Genomic DNA, 22035 nt, shown 5'->3' on the forward strand with positions numbered 1-22035 from the left:
TCGAGGCACAATTGTTTCATAGCGTTTTGTGCCTTGAGCGAAGCGAAAGGAATGGATATAAACATGACAAAATCAATGGATGATATTGTAGCACATGCCAAGCACCGGGGTTTTGTTTTTCCGGGATCGGAGATTTACGGAGGTTTGGCGAACACTTGGGATTACGGCCCGCTCGGTGTAGAACTGAAAAACAATGTTAAAAAAGCTTGGTGGCAGAAGTTCGTACAGGAATCGCCGTACAATGTCGGACTGGACGCAGCAATTTTGATGAACCCGAAAACATGGGAAGCTTCCGGACATCTTGGCAACTTCAACGATCCGATGGTTGACTGTAAAGCGTGTAAAGCAAGGCATCGTGCTGACAAGTTAATTGAAGAGAAGCTCGAAGAGAAAGGCATTGACCTTGTCGTTGACGGGCTGCCTTTCAGCAAGATGGAAGAATTGATGAAAGAGCATAACATCGTCTGCCCAGAATGCGGAGCACAGGATTTCACGGATATCCGCCAGTTCAATTTAATGTTTAAAACCCATCAAGGCGTTACAGAATCAAGCGCAAACGAAATTTATTTACGCCCGGAAACAGCGCAAGGTATTTTCGTTAACTTTAAAAACGTCCAACGAACGATGAGGAAAAAACTTCCATTTGGCATCGCGCAAATTGGAAAAAGTTTTCGAAATGAAATTACGCCAGGGAATTTCACATTCCGCACAAGAGAATTTGAACAAATGGAGCTTGAATTTTTCTGCAAGCCCGGCGAAGAGAAAGAATGGTTCGCATATTGGAAAGAGTTCTGCCATAAATGGCTGCTTAACCTCGGCTTGACGGAAGAAAATGTCCGCCTCCGTGACCATACCGAAGATGAACTTTCCCACTACAGTGATGAAACGACAGACCTTGAATTCAAGTTCCCGTTCGGCTGGGGCGAACTGTGGGGCATTGCATCACGTACAGATTACGACTTAAAGCAGCATATGGATCATTCGGGCGAAGATTTTAACTATATCGATCAAGAAACGAATGAGCGCTATATCCCTTATTGCATTGAGCCATCACTTGGTACGGACAGGGTAGTCTTAGCTTTTCTTACAGATGCCTATGAAGAAGAAAAGCTTGAAGATGGCACAACACGGAACGTCATGCGTTTCCATCCAGCGCTGGCACCGTATAAAGCAGCGATTTTCCCGCTTTCCAAAAAATTATCTGAAGGTGCCAAGGAAGTTTTCGCAGAGCTGTCCAAGCATTTTATGGTGGATTACGATGAAACGGGTTCTATCGGGAAACGTTATCGCCGCCATGATGAAATCGGAACACCATTTTGTATCACATATGATTTTGACTCGGTGGAAGATAAACAAGTAACTGTTCGTGATCGTGACACAATGGAACAAACGCGGATGCCAATCTCTGAATTAAGAAACTTCCTTGAAGAAAAAATTCAATTTTAATTAAAAGGCATAACCAGCCAGTTTTCCTTGGAGAGCTGGCTTTTTCCATATTGCGTGGAAAAGGAACGATTAGTATCATTGATAACGGATAATTAATCAAAAAAAATTGATTTATTAGTTGCGCATCTCATGGATAATTTTGTATATTATAAACATCAAAATAAACATTAAAAAAAGTTGATGAAAGGAAATAAGATCATGACTGAAATGCCAAAACGGTTTGAGCCATATGAAAAAAAGTTTAAAGCTTTGGCGGATCAGAAGCGTTTGGAAATTATGTATGAGCTTTGCCAAAGAGGTAAAACATGTGTGTGTGATCTAACAGAGGTATTTGAAATGCCGCAATCTAAACTTTCTTATCACTTAAAGATTTTATTAGATGCAGAGCTGATTACAAAAGAAATAAAGGGCACATGGAGTTATTATGATTTAAATGATTCAGAAGTAAATAATTTGCTCTCGGAAGAATTATGCTGCATTTTTAGAAAAACAGGTAAAGGAAGCTGCTGCTAATTTTTTTATGCTATGCATCAATTTTTTTTGATTTAACTTGCAACTAATGGAGGTTAGACAGTGACAACCGCAATATTAGCATCAGCCATTTTTTTAGCAACACTCATTTTGGTTATATGGCAGCCGAAAGGTCTGAACATCGGCTGGTCCGCCTGTGGTGGAGCGCTCCTTGCCCTTTTGATTGGAGTTGTTGGATTTAATGATATCTTTGCAGTAATAGACATTACATGGAACGCAACATTATCGTTTGTTGCTATTATCCTGATCTCTTTAATATTAGATGAAATTGGATTATTTGAATGGGCTGCCTTGCATATGGCAAGGGCGGCAAAAGGCAACGGAATCAAAATGTTCGTTTATGTCAGTATTTTAGGAGCAATCGTCGCCGCACTATTTGCGAATGACGGAGCAGCTCTTATTTTGACTCCCATTGTACTCGCTATGGTTCGTAATTTGAATTTCAAGGAAAAAATGATCTTCCCGTTCATTATGGCGAGTGGATTTATTGCCGATACAACGTCGCTGCCATTCGTGGTAAGTAACTTAGTAAACATTGTATCTGCCGATTTCTTTGACATTGGATTCGCAGAATATGCTTCCAGAATGATTCTGCCCAACCTTTTTTCACTGATCGCGACCATCACGGTCTTATTGATTTATTTTAGAAAAAGCATCCCAAAAACGTATGATTTGTCTAAATTAAAGCAGCCAGTAGAGGCTATTAGGGATGAGAAAATGTTTAGCCTTTCCTGGTATGTTCTTGGAATCCTATTGATTGGCTATTTTTCAAGTGAATTCATTCAACTCCCTGTTTCGATTGTGGCAGGGGTGATTGCCATTTTCTTTTTATTCATGGCGCGCAGAAGTCATGCGGTTAACACGAAATCAGTGATAAAAGGCGCTCCGTGGAATATCGTATTTTTCTCAATTGGGATGTATGTTGTCGTGTATGGTTTGGGAAACGCCTGGCTGACGCACTCGTTAGCTAGCTTTATTCAAGCAACGGCTGATCAAGGCTTGTTTGTGGCAACGATTGGCATGGGATATATTGCGGCTTTCTTATCCTCCTTGATGAATAATATGCCAACGGTTATGATCGATGCATTGGCGATTGCCGAAACCAATACATCCGGCACCATCAGGGAGGCGCTTATTTATGCCAATGTCATTGGCTCTGATTTAGGTCCAAAAATTACCCCAATCGGCTCCTTGGCCACCTTAGTATGGCTCCATGTTTTATCGCAAAAAGGAGTAAAAATCTCATGGGGAACCTATTTTAAAACAGGGATTGTCTTAACGATTCCGATTCTGTTTATCACCTTATTAGGTCTTTATGCAGCATTATTACTTTACTAAAAGGAGACGTACGTTATGGCTAAAAAAACAATTTATTTCTTATGTACAGGAAACTCTTGCAGAAGCCAGATGGCAGAAGGATGGGCGAAAAAATATTTAGGTGATGAGCGGGAAGTGCATAGTGCCGGGATTGAGGCACATGGACTGAATCCAAATGCAGTCAAAGCAATGAAAGAAGCTGGTATTGATATATCAAATCAAACATCCGATATTATTGATCCTGAAATTTTAAACAATGCAGATTTAGTCGTTACATTATGCGGCGATGCGGCTGACAAATGCCCGATGACATCACCGCACGTAAAGCGTGAACACTGGGGATTTGATGACCCGGCCGGAAAAGATTGGTCTGAATTTCAGCGTGTCCGTGATGAAATTGGAGACAGAATTAAACGTTTTGCTGAAACGGGTGAATAGGCCGCTTATTTTTTATAGCCTTGCGGAAATAAAGAAAGAAACAGGGATTAGCAAATTTACATGATATAGATATCTAGAAAGTTAATGCTCCGCATGCATCAAAAGAAGCCGATTGCTCCATAGATTAGGAAATATCAGCTTACTTGATGAATTAGATTATTTAATTGCGAGGTGCAAACAACATAACTGAGACACCAACTAAACATATGCCAGCACCTACCCAATCGTATAAATCTGGTGTTTTTTTATCAATTCCCCATCCCCATAGAACAGAAAGAATGACAAATACTCCTCCGTATGCAGCATACACTCTGCCAAATGATGGGAATGTTTGAAATGTAGCAATAACACCGTACAAAGCCAAGGCTATTCCTCCGAAAACACCCCAATAAATAGGCTTACCTTCTCTTAACCACAGCCATATCAGATAGCCTCCACCAATTTCGGCAAGTCCCGCAAAAATAAATAGCGCGAACGCATATATCATTTAATACCACTCCTAAATAGCTAACCAACATGATCTTTTATAAGGAATAACCTACTCAATTTTTAGTTGGCATTTGTCAGCCGCATTCTATACGGGTTGCAAGTAGAACTTCCAACAGCTGCATTCAATTTTTGAAGAAGCGAATGAAGATGTTCCTCTTCGAGCAATGCTCCTAAAGTCTTTCTTGTATGTGGAATATTGTGTTTATTAAGAATATCTCCTGTAGCTTCCCAAACTTCAGCAATGGCCTTTGGTGACATACTCGCCAGCATGACCAATTAGCATTCTTCCTTTTTGTCTTATTTTATCATTTTTAGGAGCATACTGATGCATTAGAATTGTATAAAAATCATTTACCAGAGAGTTTATGATTATTTCGCTAAAGGTGCTTTAGTTTGAGATTAAGGGCGTTTTGATTTGTACAATATTTTGTTTTCTCTTGAAGCGGGCATACTTAAGAAGAGATTTTGTCCAACTCATTCTGTATTTTACCTAAGCCAACTTTGTTTCTCTAGACCCACTTGATTTCATTGGATAAGATAGATGGAGAATGAGAATTTGAGTCTCTGTGTAGTAGAGGTGAATGCATATGACACCCGAACGCCCTGCAAAAATTGCGGCTTTATCAATTATAAGCAATGGATTTGTTTTTTTAATGAAATTAGTTGTCGGAATCATTACAGGATCTGTTGCGGTGATTTCTGAAGCGATCCATACTTCACTTGATCTGATGGCATCTATCATTGCCTTCTTTTCGATAAGAATATCGGCAAGGCCGCCCGATAAGGAGCATCCATATGGACACGGGAAATTTGAAAATGTTTCGGGAACGATTGAAACCCTATTGATATTCGTGGCTGGCATTTGGATTATTTATGAATCGGTAACGAAATTATTTAATCCTACACCGATAAAACTGCCGTTCCTTGGGATATTGGTCATGGTTCTAGGTGCAGTTATTAATATCTTCGTTGGAAAAAAAGTGCAGAAGGTTGGAAAAAAACATCGCTCAGTTGCCATGAGTTCAAATGCCCTGCATCTTCTCACCGATGTCTACACATCGATCGGGGTTGCTGTAAGTTTGTTGCTTGTTAGCTTAACTGGCTTTCATATGCTTGATCCGTTGATTGGAATCGCAATTGCGATTTATATTATGAAAGAAGCGTTTACCCTTGGGAAAGAATCATTTTTGCCTTTGCTTGATACACGTTTAACGAAAGAAGAAGAAATGAAAATCCATAATGTGATAACGGCATATGAAGATGAATTTATTGAGTATCATGATCTTAGATCGAGAAGATCAGGCCCAGAGGAATACATTGATTTTCACCTCGTATTGCCGTCACATATGGATGTGGAAACAGCTCACGAGTTATGTGACCGAATAGAAAGAGATATTCAAAAAGAACTTCACTCTGCTACCGTTTTTATTCATATTGAACCTGAACATGAGCGGAGGCTTCATCGTCCAAAGGTAAAAAAGTAAATAGGGGGGTCATTATGGCTGAGATTGTTGTAACGTTTCAAAGTGATGTCGACTTACAAGGAACGCTTGCTTTGCCGGAAGGACAAGAAAATTCACCGGCACCAGCTGTTTTGTTTTTGCATGGTTCAGGGCCGCTTGACCGGGATGAAAATGCAAAAGTGGGGAAAATCAATGCTTTTAAGCTGCTATCAGAGCAACTTTCTTTACGGGGGTTTGCCTCGCTTCGCTATGACAAACGCGGAATTGGAAAAAGCAAAGGAGATTATTATGAAGCGGGTTTTTGGGATTTGGTATCAGACGCCAAAGCAGCTCTTAAATTTTTAAAAACGCATCCGAAAATTGATCCGGAAAACGTTTTTGTACTTGGCCATAGTGAAGGGTGTATGATTGCTGCCGCCCTTCAAAAAAGGGTGCAGGCTAGCGGGATTATTTTCGTATCAGGCGCCGCCGAGTCGTTAAAGACAACGTTGATAAGGCAAGGGAAAGACGTAGCAAATGATATGAAAAAGGCAACAGGATTTCAAGGTTTTCTCTTCCGCTTACTAAACATTCCTGAAAAAATCGCGAAGCAGCAGGCCACCTTATTTAAACGGCTGGATGAGTCAGATGCTCCTGTCATTCGAATAAAAGGGCAAAAACTGCCCGCGAAATGGATGAGGGAGCATTTTGCATACAATGTTGTGGATGATCTCGAAGAAATTACGTGTCCTGTTTTGGCAATAACTGGGTCAAAAGATGTCCAAGTCTTGCCTGAACATGCAAAATTATTAGCAGAAGGAGTAAGCGGCAAAAGCGAATATTATGTGATTAAAAATATGAACCATATGCTTCGAAAACAAGATGAACCCGCAAATATGGCGACTTTGAAGAAGGCATACAAGAGATCTTTAAAAAAGCCACTTAACCCCGAACTGGTCGAAATCATTGTAACTTGGCTGGAAAAGCAGGTGAACCGAATTGGATGAATACTCGAAAGAGCTTCGACGGATACGTATTACATTGATTGTAATAGCGATTATACTAGTGCTTTTTGTATCGAATCGAGAAATAGTGTTAGAAGATAATTACGATGATTTGATTCCCCCGTCTTATTTTCATAATATGGTCCCACTTGAAAATGGTTATTTTGGTATTCTATCTAATGATGCTTCATGGGATGAGAACGGGGAATTGAATATCTATTACTATGACTCAGATAAAAACGAACTAATGTTAAAAAAACAAGTTTTAATTGAGGAACTTATAAACAAACCTTAAACAAAATTCAACATTCGCCCATGAAAGAATATAATACTGCTATAGTGATGTACGTTGAATCATGATACAATTTTAATTGTTTGAATGTAGTTTTCGAATCTTAGGGGGTTTACGATGAGTAATAAAACAATCCTTCGTCTTTTATACGGGGGAAAATCTGCGGAGCATGATGTGTCGCTTCAAACAGCATTATCTGTCATAAACGCGCTTGATTTTGAAAAATTTGAAGTGTTGCCTGTCTACATCACGTTAGAAGGAAAATGGATTCAAGGCGCGAAGTTGTCGCACGCTTTTACCGATGTGAAGGAATTAGTATTTGAGGAAAATGGAATAAACGATGTTTTTCCATCTCAATTTTTTTCAACGATATCTGAAGGAGAAGTTGTTTTTCCGCTACTTCACGGACCGAACGGGGAAGATGGAACCGTTCAGGGGCTGCTTGAACTGCTTAATGTTGCTTATGTTGGCAATGGCGTCGCAGCATCTGCCATCAGCATGGATAAGGTTTTTATGAAACAAATTTTTGCTGAATACAACTTGAATCAGCCAAACTATCAATTTTTTATGAAAAAAGATTGGCAAGAAAATTTTGAAAAGATATGCAGAACAGTCGAACAATCATTGGGCTTTCCTTGTTTTGTCAAGCCGGCTAATCTTGGCTCCAGTGTCGGGATAAGCAAATGTGAGACCATTGAAGAGCTCAGAGACGCTTTTGAACTTGCTTTCGAATATGACCAGAAAGTTATCGTTGAAGAAGGCATCGTTGGCCGAGAAATTGAAATTGCTGTTCTTGGAAATGAAAATCCAAGCTGTTCAGTTGCCGGGGAAATTATTCCGGAAAAGGAATTTTACGATTATCAAGCGAAATATGAAGATGGGAATACAGCACTAATCATACCAGCCGAAATATCAGAAGCTGTTTATGAAAAGCTTAAAGAAATGGCAATAAAAGCTTTTAAAGCAGTTGGTGGCAACGGGCTTGTTCGAGCCGACTTTTTTGTAACGAAAAACGATGAAGTACTGATTAATGAAATCAATACGATGCCTGGTTTCACCCCATTCAGTATGTATCCATTGTTATGGAAGCATTCAGGCATAGACTATCCCCAGTTAATCGAGAAACTTGTTCAATTGGCGGTCGAGCGCCATCAAGAAAAACAACAAATCAAACATACGATGTTTTAATTAAAATGCATGCGCATTTTTATTAAACAGAAGTCAGATGCCAGCCCCGTAGAAATCGCTGAAAAAACCGATTTCAAATAAAGAAAACACTGCCTACATGCTTTGAAAGGCAGTGTTTTCACTTTCCAACTTCTCACCTCTCACGTCTAAATTAGTAGACGTAAGCAGCTCCAACGATAATAAGAAGGATGAACAACACGACGATCAAAGCAAATCCTGCACCTGCGCCGTAGCCTCCACCGTAGCTCATTCATTTCACCTCCAAATCGATGAATCACTCTATCTTATGTAAGGAAGAAAAAGTTGGAAAGGCACCTGCATTATTTTTTTGAAATACTTACATTTAGTTTGATTTGTGCGGGAAAAATGGATAAAAAATGTAAAAATTTGTCTGAAGTTTAAATTTTCTAAAATAGGCAAAAGCTTATTTTTTATGTTATTATTTACTAAAGCGCTTTCATAATTAGGGGGGATTCTTTTGAAAATGGGAGAATTAATACAATGGTATGTGGAACGTAAGAATGAGCCTTCGAATGTTGATGGTTTGCTCGATTTTATCCAACAGTTGTATATCCATGGGACCATTCCAATTCAAGAGTATCGTACATTATTCCGAGAAATAGATAAGCTTGGTGCTGAAAAGCCAGAATATTACTTTGAAAAGCAAGTATCAGTTTAAAGCCTTTTAAAAGTCTGCTAATTAGCAGGCTTTTTTAGTACTGTGAGGAGAGTTATCGAGCATTTAAAAAGTTGGTGCAACATACCGGAATTTTTTATATAATAAGAAAAAAGAATGAAGGCAGGTGGAAAAATGAAACGAAGAGGAACTCTGCAGGACGGTGCATTTGTTTACAGAACAACAGTAGGCGGTGCAGCCGGCAGCGATGAGATCCAAATTGAAGTTTTTCGTTCGATAGAAGAGATGGAAAATAATGCATCACCATACCGTGTGTTCACCAGCCTGGAGGATCTTCTTGATTTTAATGAATAGGCAATTTATTTTAACTACTGATTAGAAATACCCGAATCACTTTATGGAAGATTCGGGTATTTTTGCGCTTTAAAAGGCAAGAATGAACGCGTAAGCGTTTTTTCTTCAAAAGATAAGAAAGTATAAATTTGCTCTTTCGCAAATTTATACCAATCCGGCTTCTGACCTCTGGCTTCTATAAGAAAGACGCGTAAGCGTTTTTCTTATTTCGATATGTGTTTGTTAACCGTTGCTTTTATTCGGTTTAATCCCTCTTCAAGTATAGATTTAGGGCAAGCGATATTTAATCTGATAAAACCTTCTCCAGATTTACCGAATATATACCCTTGATTTAAAGCAACTTTTGCTTCCTTCAGCAATAAACGCTCAAGTTCTTTTGCGCTTAAACCAAGTTTTCGGCAATCAATCCACACAAGATATGTCCCTTCAGGTTGAACAACGGAAGCGTTGGGTATTTCTTCTTTAAAGAATTTGTTAACGAAATCCAGATTTTTTTCTAAATAGGTTAATAGTTCCTCAAGCCATTGCTCACCATTGTTATACGCTGCTTCAAACGCAGCAATCGCAAACGAATTTGACATATTGCCGTCTTCGATGTCAAGCGATTTTTGATACGTTTCATTTAATTTTTTGTTAGGAATAATGATCGCTGATGACTGCAAGCCGGCAAGATTGAACGTTTTGCTTGGAGCTACACAAGTAATTGAAATGTCGGCGAACTCTTTTGAAATGGAAGCAAATGGCGTATGTTTATGCCCTTTGAAAATTAAATCAAAATGGATCTCATCTGATAACATGAGAACGTTATGTTTTAAGCAAAGATTGCCTACTTTTGTGAGTTCATCCTTTGTCCAAACACGTCCGACGGGATTGTGGGGACTGCAAAAAAGAAGCATTTTACAGCGCTCATCGCTCAGTTTCTTTTCCAAGTCTTCAAAATCAATTTCATACCTTTTTCCATCAAAGAGCAATGTGTTGTCAACCAATTCCCGGCCTTTTTGTTGGGCTACAGAAAAAAAGGGATGATAGACAGGTGATTGAATGACAATTTGGTCGCCGGGTTTTGTAAATGCTTGAACGATTAAGCTTAACGCCGGTACGACCCCTGGGCAAATATTGATCCACTCTTTTTCAACTTTCCAATGATGTCTGCGTTCAAGCCAGTTTATCAGCGATTGGTAAAAGGAATCAGGCCTGATGGTATAGCCGAAAATCCCGTGATCCGCCACTTTTTTCAATGCTTCAATCACTTCGCCAGGTGCGGGGAAATCCATATCCGCAACCCACATCGGAAGCAAATCAGCATCTCCGAAACGTTCCTTCAATGCATCCCATTTCAAGGAGTTTGTATTGTGTCTGTCGATTACTTTATCAAAATGATATGCCATCTATGTATACCTCCATCTAAAAATATAAAGCAAGCTACTCGTTTAATCTTAATCTTTTCAAGAGGGTTCGTCAAAAGAAGCAACTGGATTCAAGAAAGGCTTCAACAAAGAATATATATAGAAGGAACTAAAGATTTTAATAGCAGTCTTTTGAAAAAAAAGGGCGTACCTTTTCAAAGACACACCATATTATGGAAAGGAGAATAGAAGTAAGGAGGTTCTCTGAAAATGAATTTACTGCCTTATTTGTTAGCGATTCTTGCAGGTTTCGCGCTTCATTATATTGCGCCATTCATTCCATTCTTAGAACCCATTTTAGCTCCAGTTGCATTAGTAGTCATTGTTCTCTTTGCAATTGTTATTATCGTGCAGGCGTTTCTACAATTATTTAGAAGTCGAACCACGCTATAAAGAGAGAGATCATTATGATTTTACCTCGGTCAATTCAAAGGCCGAGTTTTTTACTTTAAAGAAGAAAATTTGTTCTTTCGCAAATTTACACCAATTTGGGCTCCGACATCTAACTAAAACGCATTGGCGTTTTTCTTTATGCTTATTTCAAGTATAATGGAATAGGTTGAATTGACAAAATTTATAGATTTGTAGGGGATGGGGATACGTATGAAAATCTTTTTAATTCGTCACGGGGAATCTGAACATAATGTCGATCGGCATCTGATGGCACATACGCATGATTCGAAACATGCATTGACTTCAAAAGGGAGAGAGCAAGCTGAATTGACTGGGGAATTTATGAAGGACAAGCTAAATGAAAAAACAGTCTTTTATGTTTCCCCTTATTTAAGAACAATGGAAACGGCGCAAGCGATTTATTCAAAATTGCCGCAAACCATTCCTTTTTATGAAAATCCTTTAATTAGAGAATGGGAGCTTGGCAATTTATACGATTTTAACAATCGCCCGCCGGCTTTGAAAAAAGAATTTAAAGCCGCCGGCTCTTTTTATTTCCGTTACCATCATGGAGAATCAATGGCAGATGTTTATTTGCGCGCAACATTGTTTGTAAGTACAGTTATTCAAAGGCTTGAACAGCAGAAAAAATATGAGAATGTAGTCGTTGTCACCCATGCCGCTTTACTCGAAATGATTAAAGGCGTTTTAATGAATTGGACAGTGGAAAGAATGACGGATTTTAAACCTGTCGAAAATGCTTCCGTCACGCTAATTGGGGAAATTGACGGCGAATACCATGATGAGAAAATTTTTGTTCCGGAAGTGTGAAAACGGCAGCCGGGGAATCATGGGGCCGGAAGCCGGACTGAGGAATTCGAAGAGGCAACAGATGATTACGTCAGATGGAGAGATAAAACCATTTATAGAAGAAGGAGAGAAACCTTATGTACGAAAGAGTAGAAGAAATGATTCAAGGATACATATGGAAAGACCTGGGAGTAAAAGTTATTGAAGCGGTGGATGGCGAAGTCACCCTTCATATGCCTGTAAAAACGCGACAGACACAATTCCATGGCAATGTGCACGGCGGTGTTCTTGCGACGCTTGCAGACATGTCGATGGCAGCCGCCGTGAATACACTTGTTGAGGAAAAGGAATTTACCGTTACCGCAGAAATAAAGGTCAATTATTTAAGGCCGGCGGCGGGTGATTTTCTGGAAGCGAAGGGAAAAGTGATAAAACGAGGAAGAACACTAAGCCATTGCCAGGCAGAAGTGTTTGATGATAGCGGAAAGCAAGTTTGCTTCGTAGTTGCAACGTTTTATATGTTTAAAAAAGAATAATCAAAAAATATAGGAGGACTTGATAATGCTAGCGCAGTGGCTTAGAGAATCAACGCACACCGTCGTTTTTACTGGCGCGGGAATGTCTACGGAAAGCGGACTTCCTGATTTTCGTTCTGCTAGAACAGGATTATGGAATAAAGTCGATCCCACGAGACTCGCCAGCATTGACGCGCTTGAAAGGAACCGGGAAGAATTTTTAACATTTTATCAGAAACGTCTGCAGTCTGTTCAAGATTACAAGCCTCATGCTGGCCATGAGCTATTAGCAAAGTGGGAAAAAATGGGGCTCGTTCAAGCGATTATTACGCAAAACGTAGACGGATTCCACCATCAAGCAGGAAGTGAAAATGTTATAGAGCTTCATGGCACGTTGCGAACCGTCCACTGCCACAAATGTGGAAGAAGTTATCCAAGCCGAGTTTTTGCAGAGGGCAATCATACTTGTGAATGCAGCGGTTTCTTGCGCCCTTCTGTCGTGCTCTTCGGTGAAATGCTTCCGTATGGTGCGGTCGAGCAGGCGGAAGTCGAAACGGGAAAGGCGGATCTGTTCATCGTGCTCGGCTCCTCGCTTACGGTTTCGCCCGCGAACTTTTTTCCTGTGGAAGCAAAAGAGAATGGAGCGAAACTTGTCATAGTCAATATGGAAGAAACCGACTATGATGACATGGCTGATCTCGTGATTCACGATCGAAAAATTGGTGAAGTGCTGCAAGAGGTTGACGAAGAATTAAATTAAATTTTTTAAATATTGAAAGGCGATGATTCAATTGGAAGAAAAGGATTATAACTTACTGGGAATCATTGCTGCTTTTTTTATGGTTGGAATGATGGGGACACGCCCTCTTGTCCCTTTGTATACGAAGGAATTGGGTGTCAGCTCTATAGAAATCGGCATCGTTGTTTCGATGTATCCATTGCTGTCTTTGTTTTTGGCTGTTCATATCGGGAAAGTAATCGACCGTATCGGAGTTAAAAAGCCGCTCATATGGAGTTCAATCATTGGCTCGCTGTCACTGATGCTTCCGTTCATAGCTACTAATTTTGCAGGGATCATTGCTTCTCAAATCATTGCCGGAATAACAATGACCTTTTTCGTCGTTGCGGCCCAAAGCTATGCTGGCCATTCATCAAAACCATCAAAACGAGAACAGAATATAATGAAATTCAGCATAGGTACTGCAATTGGGAGCTTTATCGGGCCGCTGTCCGGAGGATATCTTGCTGATTGGTTTTCATCATCGTTAACCTTTTTCATTCTTGGGGCTGTCAGCATTTTCTCCGCATTGTTGGCTCTTTTATTAACAGAATTTGAAGACGTTCAACCGGCAAAAAAGAGGCCTCCATTGGGAAACTTGTCATCAACTTTTCGTTTATTAAAAATTTCAAATGTGAGACGAGCGTTTTTGATTAGCTCGCTGATTTTATTGGGGAAAGACATGTTTACAGCTTATTTTCCTTTGTTGGCATTGGAGTTTGGCTTGAGCAGCTCCAGCATTGGCGTCATTGTATCGATCAATGCTTTGGCGGGGATTTTGATTCGTTGGTTCATGCCGCAGTTGATCGAATGGATTGGAAAAAGTAATGTGATCGTTATTTCTGTTTTCACTGCCGGTTTGTTATTTGTAAGTTTGCCATTTTTCCATCATGAGGTGATTCTCGGATGCTTATCGTTTCTTTTAGGGATGGGACTTGGAATCGGCCAGCCTTTATCAATATCTACCACATTGAATTCTTTGCCAAAAGACAGGGTAGCTGAAGGATTGGGTTTCCGGTTAACTGTCAATCGATTCACACAAACGACCGCTCCATTTGTCTTTGGGGTCGTGGCGCATGCGTTTGGGATGGCAAGTGTGTTTTATATTACTGGTGCGCTCATTCTTATCGGATCAACGAAAACAAGAATTAATGAAGAGTTGTTAGAAAAAGGGACATAGTACTTTTAAGAAGCGGTGGCTTAACACCGCTTTTTTGTGATCGATGCTGACAGGACTGATAGATAGAACTTATCAATAGGATTAAATAATGAATTTTCTGATAGGTGGGAATATTTTATACTTGTAGGTAAAGGAGGTTGTAACGATGATCATTGGCATGGTAATGTCACAGGACAAGGAAACAATCGTTCCAATTATCGAAGGATCAATTGCGCGTATTTACAACACGGTAACAGAAGAAAGCGAAGATTTCACAAACCCTGCAATGGGGCTGAAGGAGGGGAGAAGAGGCGCCGCCATTACTTGGATGCTTAAGCAAGGTGTTGAAACTTTATGTGCCCCACCGAGTACGCTTTGTGAATTGTCTTATGAAAAAGCACAGGAAGAACAATTACACTTTTATAGGTTGGAGCCAGGTACGACGTTTGCCGAGTTTCAAGCACAATTGCAAAAAGGCAAGCTGAATTTGCAAGAATCGCTTCCTGACGAAGAAATTGAACCTAGTAATCCACCAGCTAAATGAGGGGGTCAAATACGTGGGGACAAGTGAAATGCTGGATTCCGGTTTTGGTCCTTTAAATGGTTTGAAAGTATTGGATATCGGAACTTTGATTGCTGGGCCATTTGGAGCGGGATTGCTTGCAGACTTTGGTGCGACTGTGATTAAAGTTGAATTACCGGGCGTTGGCGATTCTATTCGTTCATACGGAAAGGCTACCCCAAGCGGGAGTTCGCTTGCCTGGTCGGACGGAGCAAGAAACAAACATACAATCACGCTCGATATGCGCCAAGAGGACGGGCAGAAATTAATCAAAAGACTTGTGGAATGGGCGGATATTTTGATTGAGAATTTTTCCCCGGGAACACTGGAAAAGTGGAATCTTGGCTATGAACATTTATCAGAAATTAATCCACGGCTAATCATGGTCCGGGTGTCAGGTTTTGGCCAAACGGGCCCCTATAAAAATAAGCCGGGGCTGGACCGCATTGCGCTTGGATTCAGCGGATTAAATTATATAACAGGACAGCCTGATCATATTCCTGTAAAAATGGGCATTTCCGTAGCTGATTATATGACAGCGACATTTAATGCCTTATCGGCATTAATGGCTGTCTACCACCGTGATGTAGTTGGCTCAGGCAAGGGTCAAGTGATTGATCTTGCACTATATGAAGCTCCTTTTCGTGTGACGGAAGATATCGTTCCGATTTATGGATTGTACGGAGAAGTTCGTGAACGGATTGGAAATGGCCATCTCTCGCTTGCGCCTGCTGAAACATTTGAAGCGGAGGATGGAAGGTATGTCATTATTCATGCAGGTTTAGACAATGCGTTCAGGCGACTGGCAAAAGCAATGGGCCAGGCACATTTGACTGAGGATCCGCGTTTTAGTACAGCTCGAGAACGGGCAAAACATTCAAAAAAAATAAATGGCATTGTTGCGGAATGGGTGAGGAGCCTTCCGGGTGAAGAAGTTCTTTTAATTCTTGAAAAGGCAAGTGTACCGGCTACATTTGTTAATAACATTGAAGATATTTTTAATGATCCTCATATCGCTGCCCGAGAAAATATTATAAAAGTTGAAGATCCTGAATTAGGGGAAATTCACGTGCCAGGGGTTGTACCGAAATTTTCTCGTACACCCGGAAAAGTAGCTTGGGCCGGCAAAAAGTTAGGGCAGGATAATGACAAAGTTTTTCTTGAGCTTCTTGAGCTAGATAAAGCAGAGTACGAACGGCTGAAAGAACAAAAAATTATTTAAAAAACGTATTCAAAGGGGAGTTTGATAATGACAGCCAACAACCTAGTAAGCTATGAAAGAGCGGAGCATATTGCCAAGATTACGTTGCAGCGCCCAGAGAAGTTGAATGCATTCAACCGAAAATTAGTTAAGGATCTTCATCATGCATGGGTTCAATTCGAACAGGATGATGAAGCAAGGGTTGCGATTATAACAGGTGAAGGGAAACACTTTAGCGCGGGGCTTGACATTAATGACTTTACCCCGGTATCGCCTGCTATACCTGGAACTGGTGCGGAGGTTACAAAACCTATCATCGCGGCGCTAAATGGCTATTGCATTGGAATTGGGCTAGTCGTTGCTTTTATGTCGGATATCCGAATTTGTACAGAGGATGCCCAATTTATCTACCCTGAAGCTAAAATTGGCTATACAGGGGGCGTTGGTTCGCTTCTTGCCAATGTCATTCCGCAAGGAATTGCTTTGGAGATGCTGTTGGTTGGCGAAGGAATTTCAGCAAAACGGGCTTACGAAGTTGGACTTGTCAACCATATTGTTCCAAAAGAGCAACTAATGGATGAAGCGTTGAATATGGCTCGGAAAATCGCAAACAATGCCCCGTTAGTCGTTCAAGCGCTGAAAAAATTTGCCAGAGATACAAGCTTAATGGAGAAGGCAGGGATTGGAAACAGAATCATTGGCCAGCTTACTGAAAGCAAAGACAGGTCGGAAGGATTTGCTGCTTTTTCAGAAAAGAGATCGCCTCATTTTACAGGAAAATAGGCCGGAAAAGGAAGGCTCACTCTGTTTGGTTGCAGGGTGGGTTCTCTTTGTTCTTTCGGTTCGATATGAAAGATTATGGTAAGATTGTTTAGAAAACCTATCTGATGAGAGGAGAATGACAATTGGAAAAGGCGATCAGACCTACGTTTTTATTTATTCATGGAGCCGGTGGCTCTTTCACCAAGTGGCGTGGACAGAAAGGACTTGAACATTCAGCAAAATTTGTAGACTTGCCTGGCCACGGGGAAAACAGAGAAGGTTTAAAATCGACTATTGAAGAGTATGCCGATTGGGTGGCCGAGAGAATTGATGAAGATGTCATTGTTGTCGGCCATTCCATGGGAGGGCTTATCGGAATTGAATTGGCCTCCAACCATGATAAAGTGAAGGGCTTAGTTCTTGCCGGAAGCCATTATCGCTTGCCGGTTAATCCCATGGTGCTGGATGAATTGGCTAAAGGTTCCTTTCCGGAAAAATTCTTCTATGCTTCGTATTCAAGGCAAACGCCCAAAGAGCTGATTGATGAAGAAAGAGAAGAACTCAAAATTAATCCTGTCAGTGTACGAAAAAATGATCTCGAAGCGTGCGATCAGTACATAAAAGGAGAAGAAGCTGTGCAATCATTAAAGAAACCAATCCTGGCTGTATATGGTACAGAAGATCGGCTTATCCCAAAAGACGCAGAGGAAAAGCTCACATCACTTAATCCAAAAATTCAAACTGTCGTTATTCCTGATGCAGGACACTATGTCATGTTGGAACAGCCTGAAAAATTCAATCAAGCGATTATAACATTCAGGGATTCCTTCCAGTAATTGGTATTTAAGCGCAAAAAATAATTTGATTGATAGTTCCCATCTATCAATCAAATTGAAAAGTAAATATTCTAATTAATTTAAATATTTTATAATTATTTTATAGGGCTTTTAAATGGAGGTGAATCGAAAATTGAAGTCTAGCTTCCTATGAAGGCCTACGGTAGCAATTATCATTTTATTTAAGCAGTTCATTACATTTCTCGAAAAGAGGGGGACGTATGAAAAAGAAATTATGGCTTTTACTTATCATGTCAAGTTTATTTGCACTCCTTGTTGCTTGCAGTGGTTCAGGGGAGACAACAGGCCAAACGGAAGATGAAGCAGAAGCCGGTGAGTCACAGAATAATGAAGGGCAAAACGAATCAAGTGAAGCGACCAGTGAAGTAAATTTGCCGGATAAGCTAGTAATGACAACCTATGATGTCGGTTCATCCGGCTATACCCAATTAACTGCTATTTCAGATGCTGTAGCTAAAAAATACGGGACACAAATTCGAATGATTCCTTCGGCTTCAGGAATTGGCCGCTTGCAGCCGTTAAAAGATGGAACGGCGCATCTTGGAGGCCGTGTCGGTGATGAAGCATATTTCGCATTCGAAGGGATTGAAGAATTCGCCGTGCCGCAGTGGGGACCCCAGGATATTCAATATATTTATCCAATTCTAAACCATTACGGTGCACTCGTTATGGAGGATTCAGAGTATAAAACACTTGCCGATTTAAAGGGTAAGAAAATCCCGCATATTATCGGTAACCCGTCGGTTAATATTAAAAATGAGGCATTGCTTGCTTCTGTCGGTTTATCGCTTGATGATGTTGAAGTTGTTGAAGTATCATCTTATGCCGAACAGCCGACAATGATGGCGCAGGGGCAGATTGATGTATCCTTTATCGTTCCATCTGCTGCAACGGTAAGCGAAGCTGATGAATTGCATGGCGTTCGCTGGTTGGATTTAGCTCATTTGAAAAATGATGAAGACTTGCAAAAGCTAAAGGATATTTACCCATTTGCAACAGCTGAAGATTGGGATCTTGGCGGGGCACTGACGCCAGGGGAGCCTGTAACCTTCCTTGGCTATACGACCTATGCGCCTGCTGTTTATGGGGATGCTGATCCGGATATGGTGTACAGTTGGCTGAAGGCGATGGATGAAACGTATGACGTATTTAAGGATGCTTCTGCTGATATGATTGTATGGCATTATGAAAAAGCAGTTCCAGAGCCTTTAGGTGTCCCGATCCATGAAGGCGGTGTCAGGTTCTTCAAGGAAAAGGGAATGTGGAATGAAGAATTTGATAAGAAAAACGATGAACTGCATGAACGCCGGGAGAAGCTTAAAGAAGCTTGGGGGACAGTAACGGAAGAGGCAAGTGAAAAAGGATTGAGTGAAGCAGAATTCACAGAATACTGGCTTGAAAGAAAAGCAGAATTGGTAGATGGAAAGTAAGGCCTCGGATTAGTATTAAGCGCTTACAAAATAAATAATTTTTTCTTAGTATTAGTTCTCCTAAAATGATGGCAAACCCATTCGTTTTAGGAGAATCACCTTTCGAAATACCATATTCTAACCCGCGAAACGAGGAGGTAAACGATGATCGAGCGCTTAGGGAGGTTTTGGGCTACTGTTTCGGTAATTTTAATCCTTGCAGCTGTTTTACTATCAATAAATCAGCTGTTTTATTTAAAATTATTTGGATTTAATCCAATTTTTGAAGCCTATCTTTATTATTTGCTTGCTTGTTTCGTGCCGCTTGCTTTTCTATTGTGGCCAGCCAAAAAGAGTGGGCAAATTCAAAAGGTACAGTGGTATGATGCCATATTATTCATCGTAGCATTGATCTCTTTTCTCTATTTGGCAGTGAACGGTAATCGCATTGTTTTAATGGGCTGGGATACGACTGCTCCTACATTGGCAACAATCGCAAGCTTTCTTCTCTGGATCGTCATCTTAGAAGGAGTTCGTCGGGTTGCTGGCCTCGTTTTAATGCTTGTTTGTCTGTTTTTTTCGCTATTCCCAATGATTACAGGACATATGCCAATCTCGTTTCTTCAAGGTATCCCTCTTGATTTTAAAACAACAGCCACAAGCCATATTATGAGCCTTAACTCCGTGTTAGGTGTACCGATGAAAACTCTAGGGAACTTGTTGATCGGATTTTTAATATTTGGAGCTGTACTCGTCAATACAGGCGGAGGAGATTTCTTCTTTAAACTAGCGCAATCGTTGTTTGGACGCCAGCGAGGGGGAACGGCCAAAGTAGCTGTTATTGGAAGCGCCTTTTTCGGCATGCTGAGCGGAAGTGCTGTTTCCAATGTTGTGACGACCGGATCCATGACAATACCGGCGATGAAAAAGTCAGGCTATAAAAATCATTATGCGGCAGGTGTTGAGGCAACAGCTTCAACGGGTGGTACGATTACCCCTCCAATTATGGGATCGGCTGCATTTATTATGGCATCCTTTTTGGCGATACCTTATGCAGAAATTGCACTAGCAGCTGCGATTCCTGCTATGCTGTATTTTTTGGGCATACTCGTACAAGTGGACGGCTATGCGGCGAAAAATAAGTTGATTGGGATACCCAAAAACGAACTACCATCTTTTTGGAAAACGGTGAAAGAGAGCTGGGTTTACATTATAGCGACCCTTTTGCTAGTTTATTTAATCTTCGTCACAAAAAACGAAGCACAAGCTCCATACTATGTATCTCTGTTTTTAATTTTGGGCGCATTTTTTCGCAAGGAAACAAGGTTTAATTTTAAAAAGGCACAGCACTTAATTCTTGACGGCGGAAAGCTAATGGCTGAAATTACAACGATTCTGGCTGCGGTTGGGTTTATCGTCGGGGCGCTTTCAATCACTGGTGTTGCATTCGCCTTTTCAAGGGAATTGATCGCTGCAGCAGGGGGGAGTGCGCTTTTAATTTTGCTTGCAGGCGCAGTAACTAGTTTCATTCTCGGGATGGGAATGACCGTTTCGGCGGTTTATATCTTTTTAGCTATGATTATGGCTCCGGCGTTAGTTCGCCTCGGATTTGATCCGGTCGCATCTCATTTGTTCGTCATTTATTGGGCGACAGTTTCTTATATCACGCCTCCTGTTGCTTTGGCAGCATACGCTGCCTCAGGCATCGCAAAGGCAGACCCGATTCGAACCGGGTTTACGGCAATGCGGCTCGGAGCTGTTAAATATATCGTCCCGCTCTTTTTCGTTTATAACCCGGCATTAATAGGTCGAGCGGAACCATTTGAGATTATTATTACATTTATATTTGCGGTATTAGGGGTATGGTGGCTTTCTTCAGCGTTAGAAGGGCATCTGCTTGGGATCGGGGCGTTAACAAATGTGTTTGTACGCATCATCATTGGTGTTGCAGGTTTGCTTGCATTTTTCCCGCAGTTGCTGACGGATATTATCGGACTCATCCTAATGGCGATTGTATATGGATGGTATTTTATGCGAAAGAAAAAAAGCCAATTTAGTGTAAGTGCTTAAACGATTTTAAAAGGAAAAAATGCTCCGTTAACAGAAAGTATTATAAAATAAATTTACGCGTTTAAATGGAGGATAGGAACATGGAAGAATCTAGCATAATCATACAAGAATACGGTGAAAACGGGACAATCTTTGTCCTAACTTTAAATCGTTCAAAGCAGCTTAATGCAATAAACAAAAGTTTACTCGCTGAATTGAGATATGAGTTGAAAAAGATTTCATCGAAAAAGAATTTAGGCGGATTAATAATTAAAAGTGCTATCACGAAAGCTTTTTGTGCGGGGATTGATGTCGCGTATGTGCAAAGCTTGTCTAATGTAGAAGCGGCTGCCTTTTTTGCTGAATTAGCGGTAACTTTTGAAGAGATCTCTCATTTTCCGTGCCCGACAGTTGCTGCAGTGAATGGCTACGCATTTGGAGCGGGTGCAGATCTGGCTTTGGCTTGCGATATACGAGTCGCCGGCCGTTCTACCCGTTTTCGCTTCCCGGGTCCCCAGTTTGGCGTTATTTTAGGGACGCACAGGCTAGTTAATGAGGCTGGTGCATCACTTGCGCGCAAAATTGCCCTTACAAATGAGTTGATCGATGCGGATACGGCTTTGCAATATCACTTAGTCCATGACATTGCAGAAGATGAATTCATTTTGGATACAGCTGTTGAGTGGATGAAAAAATTAACCCGTATTTCTGCCCACACATACGCTGGTATATGCGAAATTTGCGATTCTTTGGAAACGGATGCAGACAAAACTCAATTAAAGACACCGATTGAGTATGCGCGCTATTCCATTGAACAAGGAAATTTTAATGAAAGATTAACGCAATATATTGAAGAATTAAAGAAAAAGAAATGAACAGACAAAGGAAGGTAGACGATGAATCATTTTGTTCATGAAGCCCCATTAACTGGAATTAAAGTGATTGAGCTGGGCCAAATTGCAGCTGGCCCTTTTTGCGGAATGCTCCTTGCCGACC

General features: G+C 40.8%; 27 protein-coding genes. 23 read left to right on the forward strand and 4 right to left on the reverse strand.

All coding sequences use genetic code 11. The annotated features are described in order from the left end of the window. Positions 1-63: 63 nt before the first annotated feature. The 4 genes from DCC39_RS16260 to arsC all read left to right on the forward strand — a co-directional run bounded on the left by DCC39_RS16260 (position 64) and on the right by arsC (position 3732). Positions 64-1446 (forward strand): glycine--tRNA ligase, encoded by a 1383-nt coding sequence (locus tag DCC39_RS16260; RefSeq protein ID WP_116555984.1) that lies wholly within the window; start codon positions 64-66, stop codon positions 1444-1446. 207 nt (positions 1447-1653) lie between these two features. Beyond that, entirely contained in the window at positions 1654-1959 is a 306-nt protein-coding gene (arsR, locus tag DCC39_RS16265) for an arsenical resistance operon transcriptional regulator ArsR (RefSeq protein WP_205948535.1), read from the forward strand. A gap of 60 nt (positions 1960-2019) precedes the next feature. Continuing rightward, positions 2020-3315 carry an arsenic transporter gene (locus DCC39_RS16270; protein ID WP_116555960.1) on the forward strand — a complete coding sequence of 432 codons (1296 nt, stop codon included), beginning with the start codon at positions 2020-2022 and terminating at the stop codon, positions 3313-3315. A gap of 15 nt (positions 3316-3330) precedes the next feature. Then, on the forward strand, positions 3331-3732 hold the full coding sequence (gene arsC, locus DCC39_RS16275; protein ID WP_116555961.1) for an arsenate reductase (thioredoxin): 402 nt from the start codon (positions 3331-3333) through the stop codon (positions 3730-3732). A 160-nt stretch (positions 3733-3892) separates the two neighbouring features. On the opposite strand, the gene DCC39_RS16280 is transcribed toward arsC, so the two are convergent. Together DCC39_RS16280 and DCC39_RS16285 are read right to left on the reverse strand one after the other, a co-directional pair. After that, the gene (locus DCC39_RS16280; protein ID WP_116555962.1) at positions 3893-4219 is read right to left on the reverse strand and encodes a YnfA family protein; all 327 of its coding nucleotides are present in this window, start codon (positions 4217-4219) and stop codon (positions 3893-3895) included. Positions 4220-4281: 62 nt separating this feature from the next. After that, the gene (locus DCC39_RS16285; protein WP_240613679.1) at positions 4282-4491 is read right to left on the reverse strand and encodes a hypothetical protein; all 210 of its coding nucleotides are present in this window, start codon (positions 4489-4491) and stop codon (positions 4282-4284) included. Positions 4492-4808: 317 nt separating this feature from the next. On the opposite strand from DCC39_RS16285, the gene DCC39_RS16290 reads away from it, so the two are divergent. The 4 genes from DCC39_RS16290 to DCC39_RS16305 all read left to right on the forward strand — a co-directional run bounded on the left by DCC39_RS16290 (position 4809) and on the right by DCC39_RS16305 (position 8147). After that, positions 4809-5705 (forward strand): cation diffusion facilitator family transporter, encoded by an 897-nt coding sequence (locus DCC39_RS16290; RefSeq protein WP_116555964.1) that lies wholly within the window; start codon positions 4809-4811, stop codon positions 5703-5705. A gap of 14 nt (positions 5706-5719) precedes the next feature. Further along, entirely contained in the window at positions 5720-6670 is a 951-nt protein-coding gene (locus DCC39_RS16295; protein WP_116555965.1) for an alpha/beta hydrolase, read from the forward strand. Further along, complete coding sequence (locus DCC39_RS16300) at positions 6663-6962, forward strand: hypothetical protein (RefSeq protein ID WP_116555966.1); 300 nt, start codon at positions 6663-6665, stop codon at positions 6960-6962. The genes DCC39_RS16295 and DCC39_RS16300 overlap by 8 nt, the downstream gene beginning before the upstream one ends. A 114-nt stretch (positions 6963-7076) precedes the next feature. Further along, positions 7077-8147: a D-alanine--D-alanine ligase gene (locus tag DCC39_RS16305; protein ID WP_116555967.1), complete on the forward strand. Its 1071-nt coding sequence runs from the start codon at positions 7077-7079 to the stop codon at positions 8145-8147. A gap of 151 nt (positions 8148-8298) precedes the next feature. Here the strand turns inward: DCC39_RS16305 and DCC39_RS16310 are convergent, their stop codons facing one another. Next, entirely contained in the window at positions 8299-8397 is a 99-nt protein-coding gene (locus DCC39_RS16310) for a YjcZ family sporulation protein (RefSeq protein ID WP_116555968.1), read from the reverse strand. Positions 8398-8631: 234 nt separating this feature from the next. Here DCC39_RS16310 and yppF point away from each other — a divergent pair, with 234 nt between their 5' ends. Both yppF and DCC39_RS16320 read left to right on the forward strand, forming a co-directional pair. Further along, positions 8632-8826, forward strand: coding sequence for a YppF family protein (gene yppF, locus DCC39_RS16315; RefSeq protein ID WP_133243501.1), 195 nt, complete (start codon positions 8632-8634; stop codon positions 8824-8826). Between the two features lie 132 nt (positions 8827-8958). Further along, positions 8959-9138, forward strand: coding sequence for a hypothetical protein (locus DCC39_RS16320; protein ID WP_116555970.1), 180 nt, complete (start codon positions 8959-8961; stop codon positions 9136-9138). A 203-nt stretch (positions 9139-9341) separates the two neighbouring features. Here the strand turns inward: DCC39_RS16320 and DCC39_RS16325 are convergent, their stop codons facing one another. Beyond that, positions 9342-10526, reverse strand: a complete 1185-nt coding sequence (locus tag DCC39_RS16325; protein WP_116555971.1) for a MalY/PatB family protein — start codon at positions 10524-10526, stop codon at positions 9342-9344. Between the two features lie 228 nt (positions 10527-10754). Here DCC39_RS16325 and DCC39_RS16330 point away from each other — a divergent pair, with 228 nt between their 5' ends. The 13 genes from DCC39_RS16330 to DCC39_RS19890 form a co-directional block, all read left to right on the forward strand. Continuing rightward, on the forward strand, positions 10755-10937 hold the full coding sequence (locus DCC39_RS16330; protein ID WP_116555972.1) for a hypothetical protein: 183 nt from the start codon (positions 10755-10757) through the stop codon (positions 10935-10937). Positions 10938-11147: 210 nt separating this feature from the next. Then, positions 11148-11768: a histidine phosphatase family protein gene (locus DCC39_RS16335; RefSeq protein WP_165820912.1), complete on the forward strand. Its 621-nt coding sequence runs from the start codon at positions 11148-11150 to the stop codon at positions 11766-11768. A 116-nt stretch (positions 11769-11884) separates the two neighbouring features. Next, positions 11885-12283 (forward strand): PaaI family thioesterase, encoded by a 399-nt coding sequence (locus DCC39_RS16340; RefSeq protein WP_116555974.1) that lies wholly within the window; start codon positions 11885-11887, stop codon positions 12281-12283. A gap of 25 nt (positions 12284-12308) precedes the next feature. Next, positions 12309-13022: an NAD-dependent deacylase gene (locus DCC39_RS16345; RefSeq protein ID WP_116555975.1), complete on the forward strand. Its 714-nt coding sequence runs from the start codon at positions 12309-12311 to the stop codon at positions 13020-13022. Between the two features lie 31 nt (positions 13023-13053). Beyond that, a complete protein-coding gene (locus DCC39_RS16350; RefSeq protein ID WP_165820913.1) occupies positions 13054-14220 on the forward strand; it encodes an MFS transporter in 1167 nt (388 codons plus the stop codon). A gap of 145 nt (positions 14221-14365) precedes the next feature. After that, positions 14366-14743, forward strand: coding sequence for a hypothetical protein (locus DCC39_RS16355; RefSeq protein WP_116555977.1), 378 nt, complete (start codon positions 14366-14368; stop codon positions 14741-14743). 13 nt (positions 14744-14756) lie between these two features. Further along, positions 14757-15983: a CaiB/BaiF CoA transferase family protein gene (locus tag DCC39_RS16360; RefSeq protein WP_116555978.1), complete on the forward strand. Its 1227-nt coding sequence runs from the start codon at positions 14757-14759 to the stop codon at positions 15981-15983. Positions 15984-16010: 27 nt separating this feature from the next. After that, the gene (locus DCC39_RS16365; protein WP_116555979.1) at positions 16011-16745 is read left to right on the forward strand and encodes an enoyl-CoA hydratase/isomerase family protein; all 735 of its coding nucleotides are present in this window, start codon (positions 16011-16013) and stop codon (positions 16743-16745) included. Between the two features lie 122 nt (positions 16746-16867). Then, positions 16868-17560, forward strand: coding sequence for an alpha/beta fold hydrolase (locus DCC39_RS16370; protein WP_116555980.1), 693 nt, complete (start codon positions 16868-16870; stop codon positions 17558-17560). Between the two features lie 221 nt (positions 17561-17781). Further along, positions 17782-19011 (forward strand): TAXI family TRAP transporter solute-binding subunit, encoded by a 1230-nt coding sequence (locus tag DCC39_RS16375; RefSeq protein WP_116555981.1) that lies wholly within the window; start codon positions 17782-17784, stop codon positions 19009-19011. Between the two features lie 144 nt (positions 19012-19155). Further along, entirely contained in the window at positions 19156-21060 is a 1905-nt protein-coding gene (locus DCC39_RS16380; RefSeq protein WP_116555982.1) for a TRAP transporter permease, read from the forward strand. Between the two features lie 80 nt (positions 21061-21140). Further along, entirely contained in the window at positions 21141-21914 is a 774-nt protein-coding gene (locus DCC39_RS16385; RefSeq protein ID WP_165820914.1) for an enoyl-CoA hydratase/isomerase family protein, read from the forward strand. A 21-nt stretch (positions 21915-21935) separates the two neighbouring features. After that, positions 21936-22035: CoA transferase (locus tag DCC39_RS19890; RefSeq protein ID WP_133243502.1), on the forward strand; the 100-nt coding region annotated here is incomplete at its 3' end.

It is taken from the genome of Pueribacillus theae, from assembly GCF_003097615.1.
GTDB classification, from domain to species: Bacteria; Bacillota; Bacilli; order Bacillales; family UBA6769; genus Pueribacillus; species Pueribacillus theae.